Source organism: Enterobacter hormaechei subsp. xiangfangensis (genome assembly GCF_001729785.1).
GTDB classification, from domain to species: Bacteria; Pseudomonadota; Gammaproteobacteria; order Enterobacterales; family Enterobacteriaceae; genus Enterobacter; species Enterobacter hormaechei_C.
Genome location: NZ_CP017183.1, coordinates 3,577,241 through 3,603,848, shown reverse-complemented (window position 1 = coordinate 3,603,848; position 26,608 = coordinate 3,577,241). Strand labels below are relative to the sequence as shown.

The following is a 26,608-nucleotide window of genomic DNA, read 5'->3' as shown; positions in this document are numbered from 1 at the left end:
GATAAAAATGAAGGGCTGCTGATGCGGCCCTTTTTGCATTTCTGAATCGACAGGTTTTTTATGAGTGAACCGACATCACGCCGACCAGCCTACTCACGCTTGCTGGATCGGGCCGTGCGTATTCTTGCCGTGCGTGACCATAGCGAACAGGAGCTGCGGCGGAAACTGTCAGCGCCCGTCATGAGCAAAAACGGTCCGGAAGACATTGATGCCACCGCGGAAGATTATGACCGCGTGGTTGCCTGGTGCTACGAGCATCACTATCTGGATGACGGCCGTTTTGCCGCTCGCTTTCTTGCCAGTCGTGGTCGTAAAGGCTATGGGCCAGCGCGTATCCGCCAGGAGCTGAACCAGAAAGGCGTTGCCCGTGAATCGATTGAAAAAGCCATGCGCGAAAGTGAAATTGACTGGTGCGAACTGGCGCGTGAGCAGGCGGTACGAAAGTACGGTGAGCCGCTGCCGCGTGAATTTTCAGAAAAAGTTAAAATCCAGCGCTTTTTGCTCTACCGCGGCTTCCTGATGGAAGATATTCAGGATATCTGGCGTAATTTTACCGATTGAACGCATGCGGGATTTTACTTCCCACTAAAGAAAACTTATCTTATTCCCACTTTTTCCAGTAGCTGGTCCGTCCAACTGTTTACAGATACAGATCTGCTGCGACATTTCGTTAGCTTGATTTCAGGATAATTATGAGCAAGAGCACCGCTGAGATCCGTCAGGCGTTTCTCGATTTTTTCCATAGTAAGGGACACCAGGTTGTTGCCAGCAGCTCCCTGGTACCGAACAATGACCCGACTCTGCTGTTTACCAACGCCGGGATGAACCAGTTCAAGGATGTGTTCCTTGGTCTCGACAAGCGTAATTATTCCCGCGCCACAACCTCACAGCGTTGCGTGCGTGCGGGCGGTAAACACAACGATCTGGAAAACGTCGGTTACACCGCGCGCCACCACACCTTCTTCGAAATGCTGGGTAACTTCAGCTTCGGCGACTACTTCAAACACGACGCCATTCAATACGCGTGGGAACTGCTGACCGGTGAAAACTGGTTCAATCTGCCGAAAGAGCGTCTGTGGGTGACCGTGTATGAGACCGATGACGAAGCGTTCGACATCTGGGAAAAAGAAGTGGGTATCCCTCGCGAACGTATCATCCGTATCGGTGACAACAAAGGCGCGCCTTACGCGTCTGATAACTTCTGGCAGATGGGCGACACCGGCCCTTGCGGTCCGTGCACCGAGATCTTCTACGATCATGGCGACCACATCTGGGGCGGCCCTCCGGGAAGCGCGGAAGAAGATGGCGATCGCTATATTGAGATCTGGAACATCGTCTTCATGCAGTTCAACCGTCAGGCCGACGGCACCATGGAGCCGCTGCCAAAACCGTCCGTAGATACCGGTATGGGCCTTGAGCGTATCGCGGCCGTTCTGCAACACGTTAACTCCAACTATGAGATTGACCTGTTCAGCACCCTGATCAAAGCCGTTGCTGAGGTAACGGGCGCAACCGATCTGAGCAACAAATCACTGCGCGTTATCGCAGACCATATTCGTTCCTGTGCGTTCCTGATTGCTGACGGCGTTATCCCGTCAAATGAAAACCGTGGCTATGTGCTGCGTCGTATCATTCGTCGTGCGATCCGCCATGGCAACATGCTGGGCGCGAAGGACACCTTCTTCTATAAACTCGTTGGGCCACTGATTGGCGTGATGGGCTCTGCCGGCGACGAGCTGAAACGCCAGCAGGCGCAGGTTGAACAGGTTCTGAAAACCGAAGAAGAGCAGTTTGCCCGTACGCTGGAGCGCGGTCTGGCGCTGCTGGACGACGAGCTGGCGAAACTCAAGGGCGACACGCTGGATGGCGAAACCGCTTTCCGCCTGTACGACACCTACGGCTTCCCGGTTGACCTGACGGCGGACGTTTGCCGCGAGCGCAACATCAAAGTTGACGAAGCAGGCTTTGAAGCCGCAATGGAAGAGCAGCGTCGTCGTGCGCGTGAATCCAGCGGTTTTGGCGCAGACTACAACGCGATGATCCGCGTTGATAGCGCGTCTGAATTTAAAGGCTACGAAGAGCTGGCCCTGACCAGCAACGTAACCGCGCTGTTTGTTGACGGTAAAGCCGTAGACAGCATTAGCGCGGGTCAGGACGCGGTTGTTATCCTGGATAAAACGCCGTTCTATGCGGAATCGGGCGGTCAGGTTGGCGATAAAGGCGAACTGAAAGGCAATGGCTTCAGCTTCAGCGTAAGCGATACCCAGAAATACGGTCAGGCGATTGGTCACCAGGGCAAACTGGTTTCCGGTTCTCTGAAAGTGGGCGAGGGCGTTCAGGCCAACGTTGACGAAGCTCGCCGCGCGCGCATTCGTCTGAACCACTCGGCAACCCACCTGATGCACGCAGCCCTGCGCGAAGTGCTGGGTACGCACGTTGCACAGAAAGGTTCTCTGGTTAATGACAAAGTGCTGCGTTTCGACTTCTCACATTTTGAAGCGATGAAGCCATCTGAAATTCGTGCGGTGGAAGACCTGGTGAATGCCCAGATCCGCCGTAACCTGCCAATCGAAACCCACATCATGGATCTCGAGGCAGCGAAGAAGAAAGGTGCGATGGCGCTGTTTGGCGAGAAATATGACGACCGCGTTCGCGTGCTGAGCATGGGCGACTTCTCTACCGAACTGTGTGGCGGTACTCACGCATCCCGCACCGGTGACATCGGCTTGTTCCGCATCGTTTCCGAGTCGGGGACGGCGGCAGGCGTGCGTCGTATTGAGGCGGTGACCGGGGAAGGCGCAATTGCCAGCCTGCATGCGCAGAGCGACCAGCTACACGAGATCGCGCAGCTGCTGAAAGGCGATAGCCAGAACCTGGGCGAAAAAGTGCGTGTCGCGCTGGATCGTACCCGTCAGCTGGAAAAAGAACTCCAGCAGCTGAAAGAACAGGCTGCGGCGCAGGAGAGCGCAAACCTCTCCAGCAAAGCGGTAGACATTAAGGGCGTCAAACTGCTGGTCAGCGATCTGGCGGGCGTTGAGCCTAAGATGCTGCGTACCATGGTCGACGATCTGAAGAACCAGCTTGGTTCGACGGTTATCGTGCTGGCAACGGTCGCAGAGGGTAAGGTTTCTCTGATTGCGGGCGTCTCTAAGGATGTGACGGATCGTGTCAAAGCAGGGGAACTGATTGGCATGGTCGCCCAGCAGGTGGGTGGCAAAGGTGGCGGTCGTCCGGACATGGCGCAAGCCGGTGGTACGGATGCGGCGGCACTTCCCGCGGCATTAGCCAGCGTTGAAAGCTGGGTAAGCGCGAAACTGTAATAACTACAAAGCACAAGCAGACGCCATAGCGGTAACGTTATGGCGTCTTGCTCACTGCGCTATCGATAACGATAAAGTCAGGTTGAGTTTGTGTATATCGGCTAAACTTACGTTTAACAGAATGTGATGCCGTGACTGCTTACACTTTACGTGTTTGTCATCGCTTACTTTTTGGCGTTATATGATGGATAATGCCGGGATACAAGAGACCCGACTCTTTTAATCTTTCAAGGAGCAAAGAATGCTGATTCTGACTCGTCGAGTTGGTGAGACCCTCATGATTGGGGATGAGGTCACCGTGACAGTTTTAGGGGTAAAGGGTAACCAGGTACGTATTGGTGTTAACGCTCCTAAAGAAGTATCTGTCCACCGTGAAGAGATCTACCAGCGTATCCAGGCTGAAAAATCCCAGCAGTCCAGTTACTGATATTGTCGCGTCTCGCTGTCGGGCGAGACGCAACCCTCCTGTTATTTTTCCTGCATAAAGTTACCGTTCTATTTCAAACGCTTCGTTTTTGACCACTCTCATAACCTTATCTCATCCAAATGACGCGCTTCTCTCAACAGAATTCTGTGAAGATGCCTGCAAAATCCGCTTATAAAACACTCTCTTTGCGGCTTTTACATGCGAATTGCGTGCGAATTGTGCAAACGAAAAAAGCATGTGGAAAATTGTTTGACTTATAAGTCCCAGAAAGTAATATATGCGCCACGCAGCGACGAGAAGCTCTTAACGAGTTGCTCGAAGCACTCGAAAGAGGCGTTGTGTGGTGAGGTGGCCGAGAGGCTGAAGGCGCTCCCCTGCTAAGGGAGTATGCGGTCAAAAGCTGCATCCGGGGTTCGAATCCCCGCCTCACCGCCATTTTGCATCCGTAGCTCAGCTGGATAGAGTACTCGGCTACGAACCGAGCGGTCGGAGGTTCGAATCCTCCCGGATGCACCATCTATTACTTCATATTGCTTTCGAAGTGATATGAATATCGAGCAGTACAGTAGTAAATCCCGATGCATCCGTAGCTCAGCTGGATAGAGTACTCGGCTACGAACCGAGCGGTCGGAGGTTCGAATCCTCCCGGATGCACCATTTTTTACTTCATATTGCTTTTGAAGTGATATGAGTATCGAGAAGTACAGCAGTAAATCCCGATGCATCCGTAGCTCAGCTGGATAGAGTACTCGGCTACGAACCGAGCGGTCGGAGGTTCGAATCCTCCCGGATGCACCATATTTTACTTTGTGTTGCTTTTGAAGCGATACCGAGTATCAGCAGTAACAGTAGTAAATCCCGATGCATCCGTAGCTCAGCTGGATAGAGTACTCGGCTACGAACCGAGCGGTCGGAGGTTCGAATCCTCCCGGATGCACCATATTCTCCTGGATAACAGCGATGCTGTTGTTTTAAGGTCTGCGAGTTAATCGCAAGCACCAGGGAGGATAACGTTGCTTTAGCAACGGCCCGCAGGGCGAGGCGTAAGCCGAGTAATCCTCCCGGATGCACCATCTTCTCCCCCCTTTGTTTATTCCTTCGACGTTCCGTCAGCAATCACGCTCTCTGTCAGCGACAAAAATCCCCTTTTACGATAAAGTAATGCTTTGTTAATCGTTTAGCGAGAGCACGATGTACGCACAGTATGACGGTTTGATCTTCGACATGGACGGCACCCTCCTGGATACCGAACCCACGCATCGTCAGGCCTGGACCGAAGTCCTGGGCCGTTACGGTATGCGTTTCGATTTACAGGCGATGATTGCCCTCAACGGATCGCCCACCTGGCGTATCGCACAGGCCGTGATTGAGCTGAATCAGGCCGATCTCGACCCTCACCAGCTCGCGCGTGAAAAAACCGACGCGGTAAAAGCCATGCTGTTAGACACCGTGCAGCCTTTACCACTCATTGACGTCGTCAAGGAGTGGCACGGCCGTCGTCCTATGTCTGTCGGTACGGGCAGCGAGAGCGCGATTGCTGAAGCGCTACTCAATCACCTTGGCCTGCGCCACTATTTTTCTGCCGTCGTTGCCGCCGATCATGTTAAACATCATAAACCCGCACCGGATACCTTCCTGCTCTGTGCAGAATTAATGGGTGTTCCACCTGCAAAATGCGTGGTGTTTGAAGATGCTGATTTTGGTATTCAGGCCGCGCGTGATGCCGGAATGGCGGCGGTGGACGTTCGCTTACTGTGAGTGACGCGCTGTCACTCGCTTCATTATTCGCCAGCAGTTTTTTAAGCTCCACCCTCTTACCGGAGAATTCGGAAGTGGTGCTGGTGGCGATGCTGTTGTCCGGCGTAAGTCAGCCCTGGTTGCTGGTCTTAATAGCAACAATGGGTAATAGCCTTGGAGGGCTGACTAACGTTATTCTTGGACGTTTCTTTCCGCTACGCGAAAAATCTCGCTGGCAGGAAAAGGCAGTGGGCTGGCTAAAACGCTATGGCGCTGCCACGCTGTTATTAAGCTGGATGCCTGTAATAGGCGATTTACTGTGTCTGCTGGCGGGATGGATGCGCATCTCCTGGGGACCGGTGCTCTTTTTTTTGTGCCTTGGCAAGGCGTTACGCTATGTTTTACTGGCATGGGTAACACTACAGGGTATGACGTGGTGGCACTAATTGGTGGAATGAATTCGCGACCTTCAATCGTCAACCATTACAATTATGCTGAGTGACAATTTTTTGACAGGCGGGAGGTCAAATTGATCCCGGACGTATCACAGGCGCTGGCCTGGCTGGAAAATCACCCTCAGGCACTGAAGGGGATTCAGCGTGGGCTTGAGCGCGAAACGCTGCGCGTAAATGCGGATGGTAGCTTAGCGACTACGGGACACCCGAAGGCGTTAGGCTCGGCGCTGACACATAAATGGATCACAACCGATTTCGCCGAAGCGCTGCTGGAGTTCATCACGCCAGTAGACGGTGATATTGATCATATGCTGACGATCATGCGCGACGTGCATCGCTTCACCGCCCGCAACCTCGGCGACGAGCGTATGTGGCCGCTCAGCATGCCGTGCTATATCGAGCAGGGGCAGGATATCGAGCTGGCGCAGTACGGCACCTCGAATATTGGTCGGCTGAAAACGCTGTATCGCGAAGGACTGAAAAACCGCTACGGCGCATTGATGCAGACGATCTCTGGCGTGCACTACAACTTTTCTCTGCCGATGGCGTTCTGGCAGGCGAAGTGCGGTGAAACGGATAAAGAAGCGATCTCCGCGGGCTACTTCCGCCTGATCCGCAACTACTACCGTTTTGGCTGGGTTATTCCGTATCTGTTCGGCGCGTCCCCGGCTATCTGTTCATCGTTCCTGCAAGGGAAACCGACCACGCTACCGTTCGAGAAGACCGAATGTGGCATGTATTACCTGCCATACGCGACCTCCCTGCGCCTGAGCGACCTTGGCTATACCAATAAATCGCAAAGCAATCTCGGAATTACGTTTAACGATCTGCACGAATATGTGGCAGGCTTGAAGCGGGCGATAAAAACCCCGTCGGAAGAGTACGAAAAAATCGGCCTCGAAAAAGACGGCAAACGCCTGCAAATTAACACCAACGTGTTGCAGATTGAAAATGAACTGTATGCGCCGATTCGTCCGAAGCGCGTGACGCGCAGCGGTGAAACGCCGTCGGATGCGCTACAGCGCGGCGGGATCGAATACATTGAAGTGCGCTCGCTGGATATCAACCCGTTCTCACCGATTGGCGTTGACGAGCAGCAGGTTCGTTTCCTTGACCTGTTTATGGTCTGGTGCGTACTGGCGGATGCGCCGGAAATGAGTTCCGACGAACTGCTGTGTACCCGTGCCAACTGGAATCGCGTGATTCTGGAAGGGCGCAAGCCGGGCCTGACGTTAGGTATTGGCTGTGAAACGGCTCAGTTCCCACTGTCTAAGGTAGGGAAGGATCTGTTCCATGACCTGAAGCGCGTAGCCCAGACGCTGGATAGCGTGTACGGCGGCGAAGCTTACCAGAAGGTCTGCGACGAACTGGTTGAAAGCTTTGATAACCCGGAACTGACATTCTCAGCACGTATTCTGCGTTCTATGATTGAGCAGGGAATTGGTGGCACAGGGCGTTCACTCTCAGCGGAGTACCGTGAGATGCTGATGCAGGAGCCGTTAGAGATCCTGAGCGAAGCGGATTTTGTGGCAGAGCGCGATGCGTCCGTTGTGCGTCAGAAAGAGGTCGAAGCGGCGGATACGGAGTCGTTTGAGGCGTTTCTGGCGAAGCAGGCCTGAACCAAAAGAAAAAGGCCACATCGCTGTGGCCAAAATATACATCTCTGAATTCAGGGATGATGATAACAAATGCGCGTCTTTCATATACTCAGACGCGCATTCTGTAGAAGAGTTCAGTTTATTTTAAAAAAAATCACTATCGGAGGTGACGTATGCCGTTATTAGATAGCTTTACTGTCGACCATACCCGTATGGAAGCACCAGCAGTCCGCGTGGCGAAGACCATGAACACGCCGCACGGCGACACGATCACCGTTTTCGACCTGCGCTTCTGCGTGCCGAATAAAGAAGTGATGCCAGAGAAAGGCATTCACACGCTGGAACACCTGTTCGCCGGATTCATGCGCGACCACCTGAACGGCAACGGCGTGGAGATCATCGATATCTCTCCGATGGGCTGCCGAACCGGTTTCTACATGAGCCTGATTGGTCAGCCTGAAGAGAAACGCGTCGCGGATGCGTGGAAAGCGGCGATGGAAGACGTGCTGAAGGTGAAAGAGCAGAACCAGATCCCTGAGCTGAACGTTTACCAGTGCGGCACTTACCAGATGCACTCTCTGGAAGAAGCTCAGGAGATTGCCCGTCATATCATCGAACGTGATGTTCGTGTAAACAGCAACGACGAGCTGGCCCTGCCAAAAGAAAAACTTCAGGAACTGCACATTTAGTATCGTACCTGTGGATGCCCGGTGGCGCTTCGCTGACCGGGCCTACAATCCTGATGACGACAACCACCACCTTCTCCTTTACCCATCGCCCGCTTGTGCCGTTTTCGCATGATTATGCTCATGGCGACAGCGAGCCGTGGCATCAGCACGACTGCGCGCAGCTCCTGCACAGCCTCACCGGCGTCGTGCGGGTGGATACCGCATCCGGCTGCTGGGTGGTGCCGCCCGGTCGCGGCGTCTGGCTACCTGCGGGTACGCAGCACGCCCTGCGCATCACCGGCAACGTTGCCGCCCGCACGCTGTTTATCGACCCGCTGGCGCGCGCCGATCTCCCGGCGACCTGCCAGATCGTGCAGATCTCGCCCCTGCTGCGCGAGCTGATCCTGACCTCCCTCACGCTTCCTGAATCTTACGCACCCGGAAGCCGCGATGAACGTGTTTATGAGCTGATCCTCGATGAAATTCGTCTCATGCCGGTGCTGCCGTTTCACCTGCCCGAGCCGGAAAGCGAAGCGCTGCGCCATCTCTGCCAGCAGATTCGAATGGCCCCGGGAGAAAGCTGGAGCAGCGCCCAGGCCGCAGGTATTGTGGGGATGAGCGAACGCACGCTGAACCGTCATTTTCAGCAGCAGACAGGCCTGAGCTACGGCGAATGGGTGAGAAGGGCGCGACTGCTGGAAGCCTTAGTGCGGCTGGCGCAGGGCCAGCCGGTATTACGCGTGGCGCTGGATCTGGGGTATGGCAGCCACAGCGCCTTTACGGCAATGTTTCGCCGGGTAATGGGTCTCTCACCCAGCGATTACTTCAGGAACGACTGACCGCGTTAAAAAGCGCCTGAATCGACGCGCGTGCCACGTCGCTGTCGATGCCCACGCCCCAGCGGCTGGTCCCATCCTGGAACAGGCAGCGGATATAGGCCACCGAGCGGCTGTCGCTGCGTTCGCCTAACGTATGTTCGTGATAATCCTTGATCACAAACGACGCGTTGATCCAGCGGCTTAAGCCGTGAGCGGCGGCGGAGAGCAAACCGTTTCCCTGGCCTTCCAGCTGGCGGGTGCCCCCATGCGTGGCGACGCTTGCCGTCAGCCGCAGCTGGCCGTCCTGCTGGCTGTCGCTGCGGTACGATTGCAGCGCTAATGGCGGGCTCGCCACCAGGCCGTAACGGGCGCGGAACAGCTGCCAGAGCGCATTCTGCGTCATCTCTTTTCCATGGTTATCCGTTTCCTGCTGCACGTGCTGGCTAAAATCCTGTTGCAGGGCGCGAGGCAATTTCAGGCCGTGGTTTTGCTCAATAAGCCAGGCGCTTCCGCTTTTTCCTGACTGGCTGTTCACGCGGATCACCGCTTCATAGGTACAGCCAATATCCTGCGGGTCGACGGGCAGATAGGGCATCTCCCAACGTTCGCCAGGCTTACGGGCATCGAAACCTTTCTTGATGGCATCCTGGTGCGAGCCGGAGAAGGCGGTGTAAGCCAGACGACCCGCCCACGGATGGCGCGGATGGACGGGCAGCTGGTTGCAGGTTTCTACCGTTTCAACCACCCGATTCATATCGCTGAAATCCAGATTCGGGCTAATGCCCTGGCTGTAGAGGTTCATCGCCAGCGTCACCAGGCAGACGTTGCCCGTGCGCTCACCGTTGCCAAACAGGCAGCCCTCCACGCGGTCAGCCCCGGCCATGACGGCCAGCTCCGCGCTGGCGACGCCCGTTCCGCGATCGTTATGCGGATGTACGCTGATACAGACGTCACTGCGGCGGCTGAAGTGGCGGCAGAAATACTCGATCTGGTCAGCATAGACGTTCGGCGTGCTCACTTCGACGGTAGCGGGCAGGTTGACGATCATCGGACGCGCCGCGCACGGCTGCCAGATCTCCGCCACGGCTTCACAAATCTCCAGCGCAAACTCCGGTTCGGTAAAGCAGAAGGTTTCCGGGGAGTATTCGTACTGCCAGCGGGTGTCAGGGTTCTCTTCACACAGCTGACGAATCAGGCGCGTCGCGCGCGTCGCCAGCTCGACGATTTGCGCTTTCTCCATGCCGAATACCAGACGGCGGAACAGCGGGGCGGTAGCGTTATACAGGTGAACGGTGGCCTGCTTCGCGCCGCGCAGGGAGTCGAAAGTGCGATGGATAAGATCGTCCCGCGCCTGCGTTAACACCTGAATGGTGACGTCATCCGGGATGCGGTTCTCCTCAATCAGCTGACGTACAAAATTAAAGTCCGTCTGCGAGGCGGACGGGAAGGCGACTTCTATTTCTTTAAACCCGCAGGTCAGCAGCAGATCCCAGAATTGCAGCTTGCGCGCGCTGTCCATCGGCTCGGCCAGCGCCTGGTTACCGTCGCGTAAGTCGGTCGAGAGCCAACGCGGGGCGCAGGTGATAATCTGCTCCGGCCAGCGGCGGTCGGGCAACGAAAGGGTGGGGTAAGGCTGGTATTTGTCGGCGGGTGTGTTCAGCATGGTGCGCTCCTGTTGTCTTTTCACTATCGTGAATCGATTTCAGGCGCGCTGCTTTATCGGAACTGACAATCGCTGTCGCGTTTTGGACAACCGTAGAAGTTGCCCGGTGGCGCTGCGCTTACCGGGCCTACGATCGTAGGCCGGGTAAGGCGTCCTGTAATGAGGGCTAATGCGCCCCACCGCCCCCGCTACCGGCCCCAAACGGTGGTTTGGCAAACCACACCAGCCCCAGCAGGACGATAAAGATCCCCGCCGATATCCAGAAAATCTCGTTTGCCGAGATAATCAGCCCCTGGTTGGTGATCTGCTGGGCAAGCCAGCCGGACGCCTGCTGCTCCGTCATCCCCATCCCCTCAAGCTGGCTATACATCTGCTGAGCGTTAGGGTTGAACGGGTTCACCGCTTCGGTGAGTTGAGCATGGTGCATCGATTCCCGGTTGGTCCACAGCGTGGTGGTGATCGATGTCCCGATGGAGCCCGCCAGCGTACGGGTGAAGTTCGACAGGCTCGATGCCGCCGCCATCCGCTCAGGCGGCAAGCCGGAAAGCGTAATGGTGGTCAGCGGCATGAAGAAGCACGCTACGGCGAAGCCCTGAATAAACTGTGGCCACGCGGAGGCGCCAAAGTCCATTCCCGGTTCAAACGTATACGCGCGCCAGTAGAAGCACACGGCGTACATGATGAAGCTGAACGTCACCAGCCTGCGCATGTCGAGCTTATGGGCGAAACGGCCAATAATCGGCGACAGCAGAACCGGAATTAACCCCACCGGCGCGGAGGCCAGCCCCGCCCAGGTTGCGGTATAGCCGTACACCTCCTGCAACAGCTGCGGCAGCAGAACAATCGCGCCGAAGTAGAGCATATAGGCGAGGCTGATACACAGGCAGCCGATGGTGAAGTTTCGCGATTTAAACAACGAGAGGTCGACTATCGGGTTATCGTCCGTCAGCTCCCAGACAATCAGGAAGCTGATGGCCACCACAGCGACCACCGTCAGCACGATGATTTCCGTAGAGGCGAACCAGTCCAGCTCTTTGCCGCGGTCGAGCATGATTTGCAGGCTGCCGATGCCGACAACCAGCAGTGCCAGCCCGATGCCGTCGATCCGCCGCTGTTCAGTCCGCGTTTCGCGACCACGCAAAGACTGTAGCGTCATCAGTACCACCAGCGCACCGATGGGTACGTTGATGAAGAAGATCCAGCCCCAGTGATAGTTATCGCTGATATAGCCGCCGAGGATTGGCCCGCAAATTGGGGCGACAATCACCGTCATCGACCACAGCGCGAGCGCGATGGAGCGTTTGGCGGGCGGATAGTTGTTCAGCAGCAAACTCTGCGACAGCGGAATCAACGGCCCGGCGACAATCCCCTGGATGACGCGGAAGAAAATCAGCATCGTCAGGCTACTGGACATGCCGCAGGCCCAGGAGGCCAGCACGAACAGGATCGTCGACCAAAGGAACAGCTTCACTTCACCGACGCGCTTCGCCAGCCAGCCGGTGATGGGAATGGAAATGGCGTTCGCCACCCCGAACGAGGTAATGACCCAGGTCCCCTGGCTCAGCGATGAGCCAAGGTTCCCGGCGATCGTAGGGATCGCCACGTTTGCGATGGTGGAGTCCAGCACCTGCATGAATGTCGCCAGCGACAGCGCAATGGTCATAATGACCAGTTGCGCCCCCTCCAGCGGTTTTTGCGGCTTTTGCTGTTGCATAACGCTCACCTTCGGCTTAACCGGCGTTTGCCTTCACGATGTCATCGATCAGCTTATTGACCGGATCGAGGCTAATTTCACGGGCGTTACTTTCATAAGCTGGCGTACTGCGCACCTGGCTTGCGAGGATCTGACCGTCGCGGTTGGCGGTATCGACCGTCACCAGCGTGGAAAGGCCAATTCGCAGCGGATGGTCTGCCAGCTGCTTAGGATCCAGTTCGATACGCACAGGCAAGCGCTGTACCACTTTGATCCAGTTGCCGGTGGCGTTCTGTGCAGGCAGCAGGCTAAACGCGCTGCCGGTCCCCATGTCCAGACCGACCACTTTCCCGGTGTACTTGATGTCATCGCCGTAAATATCGCTGACCACAGTTGCGGTTTGGCCGATACGCATATGCGCCAGCTGGGTCTCTTTGAAGTTCGCATCGACCCACAGATTGTTCGCCGGAACGACCGCCATCAGCGGCGTGGTGGTGCTAATCTGCGCCCCTGGCTGTACGGAACGACGGGAAACGTAGCCGGTCATCGGGCTGACGATTTTGGTACGTTGCAGGGCAAGCCACGCGTTACGCACTTCGGTCGCCGCCTGTTTCACCGCCGGCTGGTTTTCCAGAGAAGTACCCAGCACCATCGCCTGATTAGCGTTGTACTGTTGGATCGCCACGTCCAGCTGCGCCTGTGCGCTGGCCACCGCATCGCGGGCGTGCTGCAACTCTTCACGGCCAATCAGGTTGGCGGTGCCGAGAGGAACACGACGATTGAGGTCGCTCTGCGCCTGAGCCAGCGCCGTTTTCTGCACGTCGATATTGGCCTGAAGCTGCTTGCTGTTGATCATCAGCTGGCGGGTCTGGCGAACGCTGGAGGCCAGCGCCGTCTGTGCTTTTTCAAAAGCCTGTTGGGCGTCGGTAGGATCGAGCGTGACCAGCACATCGCCTTTTTTCACAAAGTCGGTGTTATCAGCCCAGACTTTCGTCACGCTGCCTGACACCTGGGCCATGATTTGAACCTGATTCCCTGCCACGTATGCATCGTCTGTCTCTTCAACATGACGCAAGACTAAAAACCAATAGATCCCATATGCCACGGCAATAATAATAAAGAGCAAGGTCAGCAGAATAAGGGCGCTCTTACGTTTGCCCTTTTTGTTGACCGGTTGCTGCGGGGGGGTGTTCTCCGCATTTGCGCTCATTGTTGTTCTCCACGATCTTTTTATTTTCACATCGGCTGAGCCGACCTGTTGTCAGAAAGGCCAGCAGTTTCACGTGCTGGCCTGTCAGTTTTTCTTTTTAGCAATCTGGAATGTTGAGCGGATCGTCGCGTTAGCGCAGCGCCTCAAGGATGACGCCATCTTCATCCATCTGGTCCAGACGGGTGAGCAGCTTGCGAGTAATATGCTCAAGCTGGTCGCGCTCGGCGGTGCTGAGGGCAGACCAGAGCTGGTGCAGGCAGTTGTGCTGCGGTGGCAGCACTTCGCGCAAGAATTCGTGACCTTTCTCGGTCAGTTGCAGATGCAGGCAGCGGCGATCGTTATCGCTTTCACGGCGTTCAATCCAGCCGCGCTTTTCCAGTTCATCCGCGATACGGGTTGCATTGGTACGGGATGACCCCAGCGCACAGCTCAGTTCCGATGGCTGAATGCTGTGATTTTCCTGAGACTCCAGCGTAATCAACGCCATAAACAACGTCTCGTTAATCCCTTGCGCTTTCAGCATCTTGTTACGATTTTCCAGCAGCTTACCCTGCATGTGCATGCACAGGCGGGTCAGCAGAATTTCCTGATACGGGAAGTCCTCATGACGACTGGCGCGGAACTTAAGCATTTGTTCAATGGGCGTAAACGAACTATCCATTTTGGGCATAACCTCATTAATTACAGCCGATATAGTAACGACAGTGACAAATAATGTAAATGAATTATTTGTGCGGTTATATCCGCCAAACGTATGTCACCATCAGAAAGCGCCGGGTAAATCCGTGACCCGGTGAGCACAGAGAGTGTGGGGTGTGTACCCGCGAAAGAGGGGATGTGAGGACAGGGGTCTGAACTATTCATGCCGGTAGTAAATATGTCACCCACAGTAAAATTTCTGGGATAAATGATTGCTGTTACCTTAACAGATGCAGGCCCCCTTTACACCCCAGGGGACCCAAAGCAATGTAAAACTTAGTGAATTGCTTCCTGACGGTGATAGCCGCGCCACCATACCAGCAAATTTATCGCCGCGACGATGGCGCCGATGGCGCACACTCCCGTCCAGCCCGCATGCTGCCAGGCGGAGGCTGAGATGAGCGAGCCCGCCGCGCCGCCGATAAAGTAGCTGGTCATGTACCCGGCCGTCAGACGGTTACGGGCGTCCGGCTTCACGCGGTAAATCACGGTCTGGTTGGTGATGTGTACGCCCTGCACGGTGAGGTCTAGCACCAGAATACCGACAATCAGCGCCAGCACGGAGACGTGTCCGTACCAGATGGCCGCCCAGGAGAGCAGGAGTAAAACCAGCCCTGCGGAGGTGGTCATATGAGATTTACCTTTATCGGCCAGCCCACCCGCCGGGCGCGCGCCCAGTGCGCCAGCCGCGCCTGCCAGCCCGAACAGGCCAATCACGCCTTCTGAGTAGTTAAACGGTGGCGCGGCGAGCAGAAACGCCATCGACGTCCATAAGATGCTGAAGTTGGCGAAGGTGAGACACCCCAGAATGGCGCGCGTGCGCAGGAGTTTATCCCGGGTGAAAAGGCTGAAAACGGAGGCGAGGAGCTGCGGATAGTTCAGGTGATTTTCCTGCTTCACCTTTGGCAGGCCGCGCCACAGGGCCAGCGCCATGATAAGCATCAGCACGCTCGCCACCCAGTAAACGGTGCGCCAGCCGCCGAGGCTCGCCAGCAGCCCGGCAACGGTTCGCGCCAGCAGGATGCCCAGCAGCAGGCCGCTCATGATAGTACCGACCACTTTGCCGCGTTTTTCCGGGGAAGCCAGCGTCGCGGCGAGGGGAACCAGAATTTGCGCCACCACCGAGAACAGCCCCGTCAGCGCGGTGCCGATAATCATCATCGTTAACGACTGGCTGCTGGCGGTGATCAACATTCCGCCCGCCGCCAGCAGCGTCATGGAGACGATAAGCATCCGGCGCTCAAACATATCGCCTAATGGCACCAGGAACAGCAGCCCGGCCGCATAGCCGAGCTGTGCTGCGGTGACAATAAAGCCGGCGGAGCTGGCTGAAAGATCGAAGGCGCGTGCGATGGTGTCGAGCAGTGGTTGTGCGTAATAGTTGCTGGCGACGGCCAGACCCGTTGCCACGGACATTAAAAGGATGAGTGCGGGGCTAAGCCCTTGAGTTGTTTTTGTCATTAGTTTCAGGAATCGTGAGTTAAGTGATTATTTTTCCGGAAACATAATAACCAATGATGGTGAATGTTGGGGAATTGTTATGTGTGTGTTTGTGCGGTTAAGCCCCTCACCCTAACCCTCTCCCCAGAAGGGAGAGGGAACGCTAACACCCTCTCCCTTCGGGAGAGGGCTGGGGTGAGGGGAAAGTACTTTACTTCTGCGCCTCAAGCGCCTCTTTCACCCAGCCATCGAACTGCTGCTGGTGGGCTTTGATCCAGCCATCCACGTGGCCTTTGATATCTGCTTCGGATGATTTACCCGCGTGCATCATCGCGTTCTGGGCGTTAATGTCAGCCAGCGGCAGTTTCATCACCGAGAACAGCTTCGCCGCCGCAGGGTTTTTCTCGGCCCAGGCTTTGTTCGCCACGATATGCATGGTATTCACCGGGAAGCCATAGTTCATGCCATTTGGCAGTTTGGTGTCGATATCTTTCTGCTCGCCCGGCAGGGAAGAGAAGGGCACCTGCAACCACACCACGTCTTTGCCCGGCTTCAGCACGTCGCTCACCCAGTACGGCGTCCAGGTGTAGTAGATCACTGGCTTGCCTTCTTTAAAGCGGGCGATGGTGTCGGCCATCATCGCAGAGTAATTGCCGTGGCTCACGTCGACGGTCTTCGCCAAATCGAAGGCTTTGTTCTGGTGGTTAATCACCGCTTCACAGCCCCAGCCCGGCGAGCAGCCCATCATGTCGGCTTTACCGTCACCGTTGGTATCAAAGAGTTTGGCGATCTTCGGATCTTTCAGCTGTTCAATATTGGTGATGTGATACTTATCGGCGGTTTTCTTGTCGATCAAATATCCCTGCGCAGCGCCGGTCACAAAGGTGCCTTCACGGTAGAATTTCTTGTCACCGCCTGCGGCGGCATACATATCGTCGTGCAGCGGCTGCCAGTTCACGGCGGTAAAGGTGGCATCGCCGGAGGCAATGGAGGTATAGCCCACGTTGTAATCCACTTCGCTGGCGGTATTCACCGTATAGCCCAGTTTCTCCAGCGCACGGCTGACAATCTGGGTCTGGAAGGACTCTTCCGAAATGGTGCTCTGCACCGGCTGCACGGTAATGCCTTTGCCCGGCAGGTCAGCGGCAACTGCGCTGGTGGAGACAAGGGTCGCAAACGCTGTGGCAAAAAGTACGTTATGTCGCATCGTTGTTCCTTATTTTGTGAATGGGCGGGTGAGTAACCCGACAGGGCCGGTGGTGTACCAGCGACGGTTGCCGCGACTGCGTGAATCACGACCGACAGCCTGGGTCAGGCGGTCAAGAATGATGGCGAGGATCACAATCCCGACGCCGCCGACGGTCGCCAGCCCCATATCGAGACGGCCAATGCCGCGCAGTACCATCTGACCTAACCCGCCAACGGCAATCATTGAGGCGATCACCACCATCGACAGCGCCAGCATCAGCGTCTGGTTAACACCTGCCATAATGGTCGGCATCGCCAGCGGAAGCTGAACCTTAAACAGCATCTGACGCGGGCTGGCGCCGAACGAGCGCGATGCCTCTATCAGATCCGCAGGCACCTGGTTAATGCCCAGAATGGTCAGACGAATAATTGGCGGAAGGGCGAAGATAATGGTCACGACCACCCCCGGTACGTTACCGATGCCGAACAGCATCACGATAGGCACCAGGTAAACGAACGCTGGCGTGGTCTGCATCGCATCCAGCAGCGGGCGGATAATTTTCGCGGCCCGGGGGCTGCGCGCCAGCCAGATCCCCATCGGCAGGCCGATCACCACGCAGAACAGCAGGGCGGTCAGCACCAGCGCCAGGGTGATCATCGCCTGAGACCACGCGCCAATCGCGCCGATGGCAATCAGGGAGATCAGCGTGGCGATCCCCATACCCGCGCTGCCGAACTGCCATGCGATCAGCGAGAACAGGATAATCGCCACCGGCGCGGGCATGCCCAGCATCAGCTGCTGGAAGCCGTTCAGGATGTAATCCACCGGGATGCGGATCCCCTGGAACACCGGACGGAAGTGGGTAACGACCCAGTCGATCCCCTCCGTTACCCAGCTATCCAGCGGGATCAGCGTCTTGTGGAACGGATCCATAATATTGAAATGCTCTGGGGCAGGCGCCGGTGCGCTGTTGAGCCAGTCTGCCGCGCCGCCGCCATCGGCAGGCGCAGGCGTCGAACCCCACGCATCGGCAGATTGCGCCGCGCTGTCCGCTGCTTCAGTGGTGCCCCATGGGTTTGATTGATCAGCCATTGTTTGTCCCCTCGCGATCTAAAGCCTGTAGCAGCATCCGTTTTGAGATGATGCCAACGTACTGTTGTTCTTCACCGACGACCGGCACGGCGCACGGCGCCTGACCCACGTGAGAGAGCAACTCGCTGAGCGGCGTTTCGGCGTCCACGGCAAGCGGAGCGTCAATCAACGCTGCATCGATTCCCTGGTTTTCGCTCAGGGCGGTTTTCAGGGAGTCGATGGAGACCACGCCGACAAATTTATTGCCGCGTTCAACCAGATAACCGTATTCACGGTCTTCGTCCTGCAACAGCTTCAGCGCGGAGCGCGGACCAAAACCTGGCGTTTTTCGAATAATGCCGTTTGGTGTTCGACGGGCAATATCTTTCGCACTGAATACGTGGCTAATATCCACGCCGCGGAAGAAGGTGCGCACATAATCATTCGCCGGATTATTGAGAATTTCATCCGGTGTGCCGACCTGCACCACTTCACCATTTTGCATAATGGCGATACGGTCACCAATACGCATGGCTTCATCCAAATCGTGAGAAATAAAAACAATGGTGCGCTGATGTTTGGCCTGTAATTTTACCAGCTCATCCTGCATCTCGGTGCGAATTAAGGGATCGAGCGCCGAGAAGGCTTCGTCCATTAATAAAATATCCGGATTAATCGCTAATGCGCGCGCTAATCCCACACGCTGACGCATACCGCCGGAGAGTTCATCCGGATACGCATGAGCATAATTTTCCAGCCCGACCTGACGCAGTGCATCAAGGGCTTTTTCCTGACGTTCCTGAGCGGGGATACCGGCTAACTCCATGCCAAAGGCGGTATTATCGAGTACCGTCATGTGCGGCATCAGTGCAAATGACTGAAACACCATCGCAATTTTCTTTCTGCGCACCTCGCGGAGTTCCGCGTCTGATATTCTGGCGATATCAACGCCGTCAATCAGCACCTGTCCGCGGGTGGGTTCAATCAGGCGATTGAGAAGGCGAACCATAGTGGATTTACCCGAACCGGATAATCCCATGATGACAAAAATCTCGCCTTCTTCAATGGCCAGACTGGCGTCTTTAACGCCAAGCGATAGCCCGGTTTTTTCCAGAATTTGCTCTTTCGAAAGGCCTTTCTCAATATATTTGAAAGCACGCTGCGGGTGCTCGCCAAATACTTTATAAAGATTTTTCACTTCTAATTTAATTGCCATGCAATAGAGAGTGTCCTGTTATTTGTTTATGTCGATATGATTACCATGGTAAATAGTTAACTGGCATTACCCTAACATACTCAGAATCTGAGACAACCCTGGGCCAGCCGAAGGCCAGAATTTTGCCGCAAGCGAAACGGCTGAATTTCCCATGAATAAAGGGCTGAGGGCGGTTTGAATTTTTCTCAATTTTTTGCTGCTGCATGGGGAAATTTCGCCTGAATCGGTGTGTTTCAGGCGAATATGACGGGGAAATTACAGTGTAGTACCTGGTGGAATATTTGGCTGGAAATAATGAAATGCAGAGTTAATTAATGAACGTTAATTCATTCATTAAAAATCCCAGTCCTCGTCTTGCGTCTCCACCGCTTTACCCATCACGTACGACGAGCCGGACCCGGAAAAGAAGTCGTGGTTTTCATCGGCGTTGGGCGACAGCGCCGCGAGGATCGCCGGGTTCACTTCCGCCATTTCCGGTGGGAATAACGCTTCGTAGCCCAGGTTCATCAGCGCCTTGTTGGCGTTGTAGCAGAGGAAGGCTTTTACGTCCTCTTCCCAGCCCGTTCCGGCGTACAGCTCCTCGGTATAACTCAGCTCGTTGTCATACAGATCCATCAGTAAATCGAGGGCAAAACCTTTGAGTTCCTCGCGTTTTTCCGGGATGACTTTCTCCAGTCCTTTCTGGTACTTATAGCCGATGTAATACCCGTGTACCGCTTCATCGCGGATGATGAGGCGAATCAAATCGGCGGTGTTGGTGAGCTTGCCCCGGCTCGACCAGTACATAGGCAGCCAGAAGCCGGAATAGAAGAGGAAAGATTCCAGGAATACGCTGGCGATCTTCTTCTTCAGCGGCTCGTCGGCCCGGTAATATTCCAGCACCAGATCTGCCTTGCGCTGCAATGACGCGCTCTCTTCACTCCAGGCGTAGGCGGCGTCCACGTCCCTGGTCTGGCACAGAGTGGAGAAAATCGAGCTGTAAGAGCGGGCATGCACCGCCTCCATAAAGCTGATATTCGACATTACCGCCTCCTCGTGCGGGGTCAGCGCATCACTCATCAGCGCGGGCGCACCCACGGTATTCTGAATGGTGTCCAGCAGCGTCAGGCCGGTGAAGACGCGGATTGTCAGCTGCTGCTCGGCATGGCTCAGAGTTTGCCAGGCCGGAATATCGTTGGAGAGCGGCACCTTTTCCGGCAGCCAGAAGTTGCTGGTCAGGCGGTTCCATACCTCCAGGTCTTTATCATCCTGAATTTTGTTCCAGTTAACGGCGCTTACGCGTGACAGTTTCATCCTTTCTCCTTACAGCGCGCAGGATACGCAGCCTTCAATTTCGGTGCCTTCCAGCGCGAGCTGGCGCAGGCGAATGTAGTACAGCGTTTTGATGCCTTTCTTCCAGGCGTAGATCTGCGCTTTGTTGATATCCCGCGTGGTGGCGGTGTCCGGGAAGAAGAGCGTCAGCGACAGCCCCTGATCCACATGTTTAGTCGCCTCGGCGTAGGTATCAATGATCTTTTCCGGGCCAATTTCATAGGCGTCCTGGTACAGAGCCAGATTCTCATTGGTCATAAACGGGGCAGGGTAGTAGACGCGCCCGGTTTTGCCTTCCTTACGGATTTCAATCTTCGACACGATGGGGTGGATGCTCGACGTGGCGTGATTGATATAGGAAATGGAGCCGGTTGGCGGCACCGCCTGAAGGTTCTGGTTATAAATGCCGTAGCGCATCACCTCTTCACGCAGCTGTTGCCACATCTCACGCGTCGGCAGGGTGATGCCAGCGCGGGCAAACAGCGCGCGTACTTTTTCGGTTTTCGGCTGCCAGTCGCCTTCCAGATACTGGCTGAAATACTCTCCGCTGGCGTAGCGGGACTGCTCAAAGCCTGCGAACCGCTGGTGGCGTTCGCGCGCCAGCATCATCGAGGTATGCACCGCATGCCAGGTGACGGTGTAGAAATAAAGGTTGGTGAAATCCAGCCCTTCGGGGCTGCCGTAGGCGATGCCCTCCCGCGCCAGATAGCCGTGCAGGTTCATCTGCCCAAGGCCGATGGCATGCGACGCGGCGTTGCCCGCTTCAATAGACGGTACGCTGCGGATGTGGCTCATGTCTGATACCGCCGTCAGTCCGCGAATGGCGGTCTCTACCGTGCGGCCAAAATCGGGAGAGTCCATGGTGTGGGCAATATTCAGCGACCCGAGGTTACAGGAGATATCCTTGCCCACGTCCGCGTAGTCGAGGTTCTCGTCGTAGCTGGACGCGCTGTTGACCTGCAAAATCTCCGAGCACAGATTGCTCATGTTGATGCGCCCGCCAATCGGGTTGGCGCGGTTCACCGTATCCTCGTACATGATGTACGGATAACCGGATTCAAACTGAATTTCAGCCAGCGTCTGGAAGAAATCCCGGGCGTTGATGGTTTTTTTACGAATGCGATCGTCGGCCACCAGCTCGTCGTACAGCTCGCTTATCGCCACGTCGCCAAAGGCTTTGCCGTAAATCCGCTCAACATCATACGGTGAGAAGAGCGCCATGTCGGCATTCTCTTTAGCCAGCTTAAACGTGATATCCGGGATCACCACGCCGAGCGACAGGGTTTTAATGCGGATCTTTTCATCGGCGTTTTCACGTTTGGTATCCAGAAAACGCAGAATGTCCGGGTGGTGCGCGTGCAGATAAACCGCACCCGCGCCCTGACGCGCGCCAAGCTGGTTGGCGTACGAAAAGGCATCTTCCAGCATCTTCATCACCGGGATGACGCCGGAGGACTGATTTTCGATGCGCTTAATCGGCGCGCCCGCTTCCCGCAGGTTCGAAAGCAGAAATGCCACACCGCCGCCGCGTTTCGAAAGCTGTAGCGCCGAATTTACCGCACGGCCAATCGACTCCATATTGTCTTCAATACGCAGCAGGAAGCAGGAGACCAGCTCGCCGCGCTGGGCTTTCCCGCAGTTAAGGAACGTTGGCGTGGCGGGCTGGAAGCGGCCGGAGAGGATCTCCTCCGTGAGACTTTCGGCCAGCACTTCATCGCCCTGCGCCAGCGTCAGCGCCACCATCACCACCCGATCTTCAAAGCTTTCTAAATAGCGTTTGCCGTCAAAGGTTTTCAGGGTGTAGCTGGTGTAATACTTCCACGCGCCGAGAAACGTCTGGAAGCGAAAACCGCAGGCGTGCGCCCGTTCAAACAATGCCACCACGAAGGCGCGGTCGTAGCGGGTCAGGACACGCTCTTCGTAATAACCCTCTTTTACCAGCCAGTCGAGACGTTCCTGCTGGCTGCCAAAAACGATGCTGTTCGGGCGCACATGAGCGGCAAAAAAGGCGTCCACCGCCTCACGATCTTTATCAAACTGAATGCGCCCCTCCCGGTCATAGAGGTTTAGCATGGCGTTTAATGCGTGGTAATCCTGCGTTGCCTGAATCACGCGCTCTGCGGTTGTCGTTGCCAAAATTCGTTCACTCCTTTACGCACGTTCTCTACGTCCTGCTGTGTCCCCATCAGTTCAAAACGATAGAGATACGGCACGCCGCATTTTTGAGAGATGACATCCCCGGCGCGGGCAAAGGCCTCGCCGAAGTTGCGATTGCCTGCGGCGATCACGCCGCGAATCAGCTGCCGGTTATGGGGATCGTTCAGAAAGCGGATCACCTGACGAGGCACAGCCCCTGCGGTGCCGCCACCGCCATAGCTGGGCACCACCAGAATGTAGGGTTCGTCTACCTGAATACGCTCCCGCTCGTTCAGCGGAATGCGTATCGCGGGCAGCCCGAGACGCTCCATAAACCGAAGCGTGTTTTCCGAGCTGCTGGAAAAGTAGACCAGCGTGCTCATGCACTGACGCCCTGAGCGGCAAGGCGGTTGATCATGTCCGGACGGAAGCCAGACCAGCTGGTGTCGCCGGCAACCACAACCGGAAGCTGACGGAAACCCTGCGCCCGCAGGGTGTCTGCCGCGTCGGGCACCTGATCAATATTGACCATCTCAAATGCCACGCCGCGGCTCTCCATCGCCCGTTTCGTGGCGTGGCACTGAACACAATCGTTACGAGTGTAAATAATAATGCTCATGATTCGCATTTCCATTTAGAATGAGAGGACGGCGCGAGTAAACGCGTCATATTGTGTGTGTCTTACTAAAGGAAATACTAGATGTAGTTTATATAAGTTTCAACCACACAAGATATGGGAAATTCAGATTAATAAGGCCCCGATGATGAGCCTGGCGGGGCAGGGCGGGCTGTACGGTTTTTTCAGGTTGTCAGGCAAAGAAAAGCCCCGGCGCCTGAGGCTACCGGGGCTAAGAACGCGCGCTTACTTACGCAGACTAAGCAGGGCGCCGACAAAAATCCCGACCGCCGCGACCGTTCCCAGCGTACAAAGCGGTTTTTCACGTACGAAGGTGGTGGCGCAGCTGGCCATGTCGCAGGCCGCCTGAGTGGTACGTGAGCGGCCGTTCATCCTTGCCCGCGTTTCACGCAGCAGAGACTGAGCCTTACGTTTCGCGGCATCTGCTTCGTCCTTCGCGTCAGAGCCCCAGGATTTCAATACGGCTTCCAGCGTGTCCGCTAATTGGCTGACATCGTTACGAATATCCTGTGTGTCGTCATTAATATCGTTTCGGTTCGGTCTGTTAAACATACGATCCTCCATAATTTGTGTTCCCGTTTAGTTTAGTCCAGAAATGTAATATCTGAAGCGAGTCACGGCTTATCGGGCAGTTTATGGAATATTCTGAAAGCCCTGCTAATGCTGAATACTGTAAGGTTGCCGGGCAGGAATGATAATGAGGAAAAGATATGTATTTACGACCCGATGAGGTGGCGCGCGTTCTTGAAAAAGAAGGGTTCACCATGGATGAGGTAACATCAAAAGCGTACGGATATCGCCGTGGTGAGAATTATGTTTACGTCAACCGTGAAGCAAGAATGGGGCGTACTGCTCTCATTATTCACCCGACACTCAAAGACAGAAGCCTGTCATTTGCTGAGCCCGCCTCGGATATTAAAACCTGCGATCATTATCAGCAATTTCCGCTCTATTTAGGCGGCGAGACGCATGAACATTATGGTATTCCGCACGGTTTCAGCTCGCGTATGGCGCTGGAGCGATTCCTGAAAGGGCTGTTTGGCGACGTACAATAACTCTGCGACTGGCATGAGCCAGTCGCCTTACCTTACGCTTTTGCCTGGCTATAAGGGCTGACTTTGAACAGGCGGCGGCAGTAGTCAAGAAAGTAACCGTACACCGCACCCATCAGCATGGATACCACGATATTTGAACTTACCGCAGCGGCGATTTGATGCCAGTCTGCGCCCACCGTCAGCAAAATAAACACATACACCGGGGACTGGAACGTCACGTAAGCCAGCACGTCCGCCAGGTTTTTTACCCAACCCGCCGGGCTAATACGCCGGGCTAAACGCATCACTGCATCGCGGTACAGGCCGTACGGCCAGGCGATCATGATATTCACCGGAATGGCCACCAGGCGCGACGAGAGAGATTGCTCAAAGGACATTCCCGACAGGAAAATTTCAATCAGCATATTCACGACGGAACAGTAAACGACCATCGCGAACGTATCCGCTACCGCATGGCGCAGGCGAGACTGCGGTGAGAACATGTCTGAACTCCTCGAACAGGACAAAAAAGTGGCGTTTTACCTGCGGCCTTTAGTGCTTTAGGTTGGTTTGTTTTGAGTGTATAGCGTATCTCTCTGGCTTTTAACTAACAAGTAGTGATTAATTTTTATTTACTGGCGCTTTAGCCATAAAATTCTCTAAAATTGTGCGTTTTTTGCGCGCTTCGTTATTTTCTCTCCTCGCGCCTATTTTAGTGAAATATATCAATGAATTAGATTATCTATGCGCGTGTGAAACCTTTGTTGTGTGGGATTTTGGAGGCGGTTTTTTGAACGGTTTAAAACAGGGTTTTTTGGCCTGGGGAAGGGCGGTATATTACGCTTTAAAACAGACATATATTTCAGGGTTATATTAACGGGATATTCTAAAACATTTACAATAATGTCAAAACGTCACGGTGGGTAGATATCAGAACCAAAATCAATTATTCTGTTGCCTGATTTATGTTATACACAAGAAGAAAGGTTTTTCATTATTATGGCTTTAACGTTACAGAATCTTAATAATATTCGTACCCTCCGGGCGCTGGCACGTGAATTATCCATGGATGTTCTGGAAGAAGTGCTGGAAAAATTCCGGATTGTCACTGAAGAAAAACGCAGCGAGCAGGCTGAATTAGAGCGTCAACGCGCTGAACAGCAGGATAAAATTAATGCTCTGCTGGAACTGATGAAAGCTGACGGTATTTCTCCGAGCGATCTGTTAGGCAGTGACCTGGCGCAGGCGGGTCAGCCGACGAAAAAACGTAAAGCGCGTGCGGCGAAATATCGTTTTATTGACGCGAACGGTGAAGAAAAAACCTGGACCGGTCAGGGACGTACGCCAAAGCCAATTGCGACCGCACTGGCAAACGGTAAATCGCTGGACGATTTCCTGATCTGATGATTATTCGGGCGGTGTATTCCGCCCGATTATTGACTTAGCAGACGCCAAAGTCACCTTCTTCGGAGTACAGAACTACGTCCGCCGCTTTCAGGTGATATTTCTCGCCCTGCTCATCGCTGGCCTGCACGGCCACAATGTTTTCACCATTCACTTCGAGCACTTTCAGTTTCGGACCGCCCTGACGCGGTTGGACATAATCACCGACAGAAAACATAGCACCTCCTCATCATTGTCATGATCTTCACCATAGCCCACGTCCGGGACGGGGTACAGCCTAATCTTTCAGATACTCCTTATCAGGTACGTCGGTTCCACGGCATCACTTTCAGAAGTCGCGCCATACCGCAAAAACCTGTCACTCCGGCGAACAGCAGCCCGACGCCCACAAAACCGCTCAGCAGGAAAAAACCGCTGGAGACGCTGTAACCCAACACCACGCCGCAGAGGATCAGCAGCCCGGCAGCGATCTGCACCTGACGCATCAGCGGAAGCGGCTGCGATCGATCTTCAACGGTCAGCAGCCCGGCCTGTTTCCAGCCCTGAATGCCTCCCTCAACCACACAGGCGTTCGCAGGGGATGCTGCCTGCGCCAGACGAGCAGCATTGTTTGAGGTTCGTGCGCCGGACTGACAGTGGAAAATCACCGTTTCTCCCGGCGCCGCGTTAAGCCCGCCGGGTAACGAATCCAGCGGAATGGAGTGCGCCGCCGGAATATGCTCGCGGGCATACTCGTCGGGGTCGCGAATATCGATAAGTTTGGCGCCTTCAGCAATAAGCGCGTTTGCCTGCTGCGGCGAAATAAGAGGAAGAGACATTATGTTTCCTTACGGTCAATTTCAGAACAGTAGAGCATTTAAGGCCGGGTTTAAGCCAGTGTAA

26 protein-coding genes and 5 tRNA genes are annotated in these 26,608 nt (G+C 55.2%); 15 read left to right on the top strand and 16 right to left on the bottom strand.

Annotation, left to right across the window (positions count from 1 at the left end; all coding sequences use genetic code 11):
* Nucleotides 1-60 precede the first annotated feature (60 nt).
* From recX to BFV63_RS17110, 13 genes are all read left to right on the top strand, one after another.
* Nucleotides 61-561, top strand: a complete 501-nt coding sequence (recX, locus tag BFV63_RS17170) for a recombination regulator RecX (protein WP_017382782.1) — start codon at nucleotides 61-63, stop codon at nucleotides 559-561.
* A 131-nt stretch (nucleotides 562-692) separates the two neighbouring features.
* Nucleotides 693-3,320 (top strand): alanine--tRNA ligase, encoded by a 2,628-nt coding sequence (gene alaS / locus BFV63_RS17165; protein WP_022651724.1) that lies wholly within the window; start codon nucleotides 693-695, stop codon nucleotides 3,318-3,320.
* A gap of 241 nt (nucleotides 3,321-3,561) precedes the next feature.
* Nucleotides 3,562-3,747 (top strand): carbon storage regulator CsrA, encoded by a 186-nt coding sequence (gene csrA, locus BFV63_RS17160; protein WP_000906486.1) that lies wholly within the window; start codon nucleotides 3,562-3,564, stop codon nucleotides 3,745-3,747.
* A gap of 342 nt (nucleotides 3,748-4,089) precedes the next feature.
* A tRNA-Ser gene (locus BFV63_RS17155) sits at nucleotides 4,090-4,182 on the top strand.
* Between the two features lie 4 nt (nucleotides 4,183-4,186).
* Nucleotides 4,187-4,263: transfer RNA gene (locus tag BFV63_RS17150), tRNA-Arg, on the top strand.
* Between the two features lie 64 nt (nucleotides 4,264-4,327).
* Nucleotides 4,328-4,404, top strand: a tRNA-Arg gene (locus BFV63_RS17145).
* A gap of 64 nt (nucleotides 4,405-4,468) precedes the next feature.
* Nucleotides 4,469-4,545: transfer RNA gene (locus tag BFV63_RS17140), tRNA-Arg, on the top strand.
* A 65-nt stretch (nucleotides 4,546-4,610) separates the two neighbouring features.
* Nucleotides 4,611-4,687: transfer RNA gene (locus BFV63_RS17135), tRNA-Arg, on the top strand.
* A 251-nt stretch (nucleotides 4,688-4,938) separates the two neighbouring features.
* Nucleotides 4,939-5,505 (top strand): fructose-1-phosphate/6-phosphogluconate phosphatase, encoded by a 567-nt coding sequence (gene yqaB, locus BFV63_RS17130; protein ID WP_045335677.1) that lies wholly within the window; start codon nucleotides 4,939-4,941, stop codon nucleotides 5,503-5,505.
* On the top strand, nucleotides 5,502-5,930 hold the full coding sequence (locus BFV63_RS17125; RefSeq protein ID WP_069597577.1) for a YqaA family protein: 429 nt from the start codon (nucleotides 5,502-5,504) through the stop codon (nucleotides 5,928-5,930). The genes yqaB and BFV63_RS17125 overlap by 4 nt, the downstream gene beginning before the upstream one ends.
* 83 nt (nucleotides 5,931-6,013) lie before the next feature.
* The gene (gene gshA, locus BFV63_RS17120; protein WP_022649137.1) at nucleotides 6,014-7,558 is read left to right on the top strand and encodes a glutamate--cysteine ligase; all 1,545 of its coding nucleotides are present in this window, start codon (nucleotides 6,014-6,016) and stop codon (nucleotides 7,556-7,558) included.
* Nucleotides 7,559-7,710: 152 nt separating this feature from the next.
* Nucleotides 7,711-8,226 carry an S-ribosylhomocysteine lyase gene (luxS, locus tag BFV63_RS17115; RefSeq protein WP_003862180.1) on the top strand — a complete coding sequence of 172 codons (516 nt, stop codon included), beginning with the start codon at nucleotides 7,711-7,713 and terminating at the stop codon, nucleotides 8,224-8,226.
* A 53-nt stretch (nucleotides 8,227-8,279) separates the two neighbouring features.
* A complete protein-coding gene (locus BFV63_RS17110; RefSeq protein WP_003862181.1) occupies nucleotides 8,280-9,044 on the top strand; it encodes an AraC family transcriptional regulator in 765 nt (254 codons plus the stop codon).
* Here BFV63_RS17110 and leuA read toward each other — a convergent pair.
* The 13 genes from leuA to BFV63_RS17045 form a co-directional block, all read right to left on the bottom strand.
* Nucleotides 9,031-10,686 (bottom strand): 2-isopropylmalate synthase, encoded by a 1,656-nt coding sequence (gene leuA, locus BFV63_RS17105; protein ID WP_032610003.1) that lies wholly within the window; start codon nucleotides 10,684-10,686, stop codon nucleotides 9,031-9,033. The two genes, BFV63_RS17110 and leuA, sit on opposite strands and share 14 nt — an antisense overlap.
* Nucleotides 10,687-10,852: 166 nt before the next feature.
* A complete protein-coding gene (gene emrB / locus BFV63_RS17100) occupies nucleotides 10,853-12,400 on the bottom strand; it encodes a multidrug efflux MFS transporter permease subunit EmrB (protein WP_006811709.1) in 1,548 nt (515 codons plus the stop codon).
* 16 nt (nucleotides 12,401-12,416) lie between these two features.
* Complete coding sequence (emrA, locus tag BFV63_RS17095; protein ID WP_022651722.1) at nucleotides 12,417-13,589, bottom strand: multidrug efflux MFS transporter periplasmic adaptor subunit EmrA; 1,173 nt, start codon at nucleotides 13,587-13,589, stop codon at nucleotides 12,417-12,419.
* Nucleotides 13,590-13,719: 130 nt separating this feature from the next.
* The gene (gene emrR / locus BFV63_RS17090) at nucleotides 13,720-14,250 is read right to left on the bottom strand and encodes a multidrug efflux transporter EmrAB transcriptional repressor EmrR (protein WP_017694792.1); all 531 of its coding nucleotides are present in this window, start codon (nucleotides 14,248-14,250) and stop codon (nucleotides 13,720-13,722) included.
* A gap of 314 nt (nucleotides 14,251-14,564) precedes the next feature.
* Nucleotides 14,565-15,749 carry an MFS transporter gene (locus BFV63_RS17085; RefSeq protein ID WP_022651721.1) on the bottom strand — a complete coding sequence of 395 codons (1,185 nt, stop codon included), beginning with the start codon at nucleotides 15,747-15,749 and terminating at the stop codon, nucleotides 14,565-14,567.
* A 190-nt stretch (nucleotides 15,750-15,939) separates the two neighbouring features.
* Nucleotides 15,940-16,935: a glycine betaine/L-proline ABC transporter substrate-binding protein ProX gene (gene proX / locus BFV63_RS17080; protein WP_017382774.1), complete on the bottom strand. Its 996-nt coding sequence runs from the start codon at nucleotides 16,933-16,935 to the stop codon at nucleotides 15,940-15,942.
* A 9-nt stretch (nucleotides 16,936-16,944) separates the two neighbouring features.
* Nucleotides 16,945-18,009 carry a glycine betaine/L-proline ABC transporter permease ProW gene (proW, locus tag BFV63_RS17075; protein WP_015571659.1) on the bottom strand — a complete coding sequence of 355 codons (1,065 nt, stop codon included), beginning with the start codon at nucleotides 18,007-18,009 and terminating at the stop codon, nucleotides 16,945-16,947.
* Nucleotides 18,002-19,204 (bottom strand): glycine betaine/L-proline ABC transporter ATP-binding protein ProV, encoded by a 1,203-nt coding sequence (gene proV / locus BFV63_RS17070; protein ID WP_022651720.1) that lies wholly within the window; start codon nucleotides 19,202-19,204, stop codon nucleotides 18,002-18,004. Before proV ends, proW begins: the two co-directional genes overlap by 8 nt.
* Before the next feature lie 333 nt (nucleotides 19,205-19,537).
* Nucleotides 19,538-20,497: a class 1b ribonucleoside-diphosphate reductase subunit beta gene (nrdF, locus tag BFV63_RS17065; RefSeq protein ID WP_032660089.1), complete on the bottom strand. Its 960-nt coding sequence runs from the start codon at nucleotides 20,495-20,497 to the stop codon at nucleotides 19,538-19,540.
* Nucleotides 20,498-20,506: 9 nt separating this feature from the next.
* Nucleotides 20,507-22,651, bottom strand: a complete 2,145-nt coding sequence (gene nrdE / locus BFV63_RS17060) for a class 1b ribonucleoside-diphosphate reductase subunit alpha (RefSeq protein WP_048241985.1) — start codon at nucleotides 22,649-22,651, stop codon at nucleotides 20,507-20,509.
* Nucleotides 22,624-23,034, bottom strand: a complete 411-nt coding sequence (nrdI, locus tag BFV63_RS17055) for a class Ib ribonucleoside-diphosphate reductase assembly flavoprotein NrdI (RefSeq protein ID WP_003862188.1) — start codon at nucleotides 23,032-23,034, stop codon at nucleotides 22,624-22,626. Before nrdI ends, nrdE begins: the two co-directional genes overlap by 28 nt.
* Nucleotides 23,031-23,270 (bottom strand): glutaredoxin-like protein NrdH, encoded by a 240-nt coding sequence (nrdH, locus tag BFV63_RS17050; RefSeq protein WP_017382770.1) that lies wholly within the window; start codon nucleotides 23,268-23,270, stop codon nucleotides 23,031-23,033. Before nrdH ends, nrdI begins: the two co-directional genes overlap by 4 nt.
* 243 nt (nucleotides 23,271-23,513) lie before the next feature.
* On the bottom strand, nucleotides 23,514-23,840 hold the full coding sequence (locus tag BFV63_RS17045) for an ElaB/YgaM/YqjD family protein (RefSeq protein ID WP_017382769.1): 327 nt from the start codon (nucleotides 23,838-23,840) through the stop codon (nucleotides 23,514-23,516).
* A gap of 158 nt (nucleotides 23,841-23,998) precedes the next feature.
* Between BFV63_RS17045 and BFV63_RS17040 the strand changes: the two genes are divergently transcribed.
* Nucleotides 23,999-24,343 carry a DUF2002 family protein gene (locus BFV63_RS17040; protein ID WP_006811693.1) on the top strand — a complete coding sequence of 115 codons (345 nt, stop codon included), beginning with the start codon at nucleotides 23,999-24,001 and terminating at the stop codon, nucleotides 24,341-24,343.
* A gap of 32 nt (nucleotides 24,344-24,375) precedes the next feature.
* Here BFV63_RS17040 and alaE read toward each other — a convergent pair whose 3' ends face one another.
* Nucleotides 24,376-24,825 carry an L-alanine exporter AlaE gene (gene alaE / locus BFV63_RS17035; RefSeq protein ID WP_022651718.1) on the bottom strand — a complete coding sequence of 150 codons (450 nt, stop codon included), beginning with the start codon at nucleotides 24,823-24,825 and terminating at the stop codon, nucleotides 24,376-24,378.
* A gap of 496 nt (nucleotides 24,826-25,321) precedes the next feature.
* On the opposite strand from alaE, the gene stpA reads away from it, so the two are divergent.
* The gene (stpA, locus tag BFV63_RS17030) at nucleotides 25,322-25,726 is read left to right on the top strand and encodes a DNA-binding protein StpA (protein ID WP_022651717.1); all 405 of its coding nucleotides are present in this window, start codon (nucleotides 25,322-25,324) and stop codon (nucleotides 25,724-25,726) included.
* 37 nt (nucleotides 25,727-25,763) lie between these two features.
* Here the strand turns inward: stpA and BFV63_RS17025 are convergent, their stop codons facing one another.
* Both BFV63_RS17025 and BFV63_RS17020 read right to left on the bottom strand, forming a co-directional pair.
* Nucleotides 25,764-25,943 (bottom strand): GDFGVC terminal motif YodC-like protein, encoded by a 180-nt coding sequence (locus BFV63_RS17025; RefSeq protein WP_003862199.1) that lies wholly within the window; start codon nucleotides 25,941-25,943, stop codon nucleotides 25,764-25,766.
* A gap of 82 nt (nucleotides 25,944-26,025) precedes the next feature.
* On the bottom strand, nucleotides 26,026-26,544 hold the full coding sequence (locus BFV63_RS17020) for a rhodanese family protein (RefSeq protein WP_022651716.1): 519 nt from the start codon (nucleotides 26,542-26,544) through the stop codon (nucleotides 26,026-26,028).
* Nucleotides 26,545-26,608 lie beyond the last annotated feature (64 nt).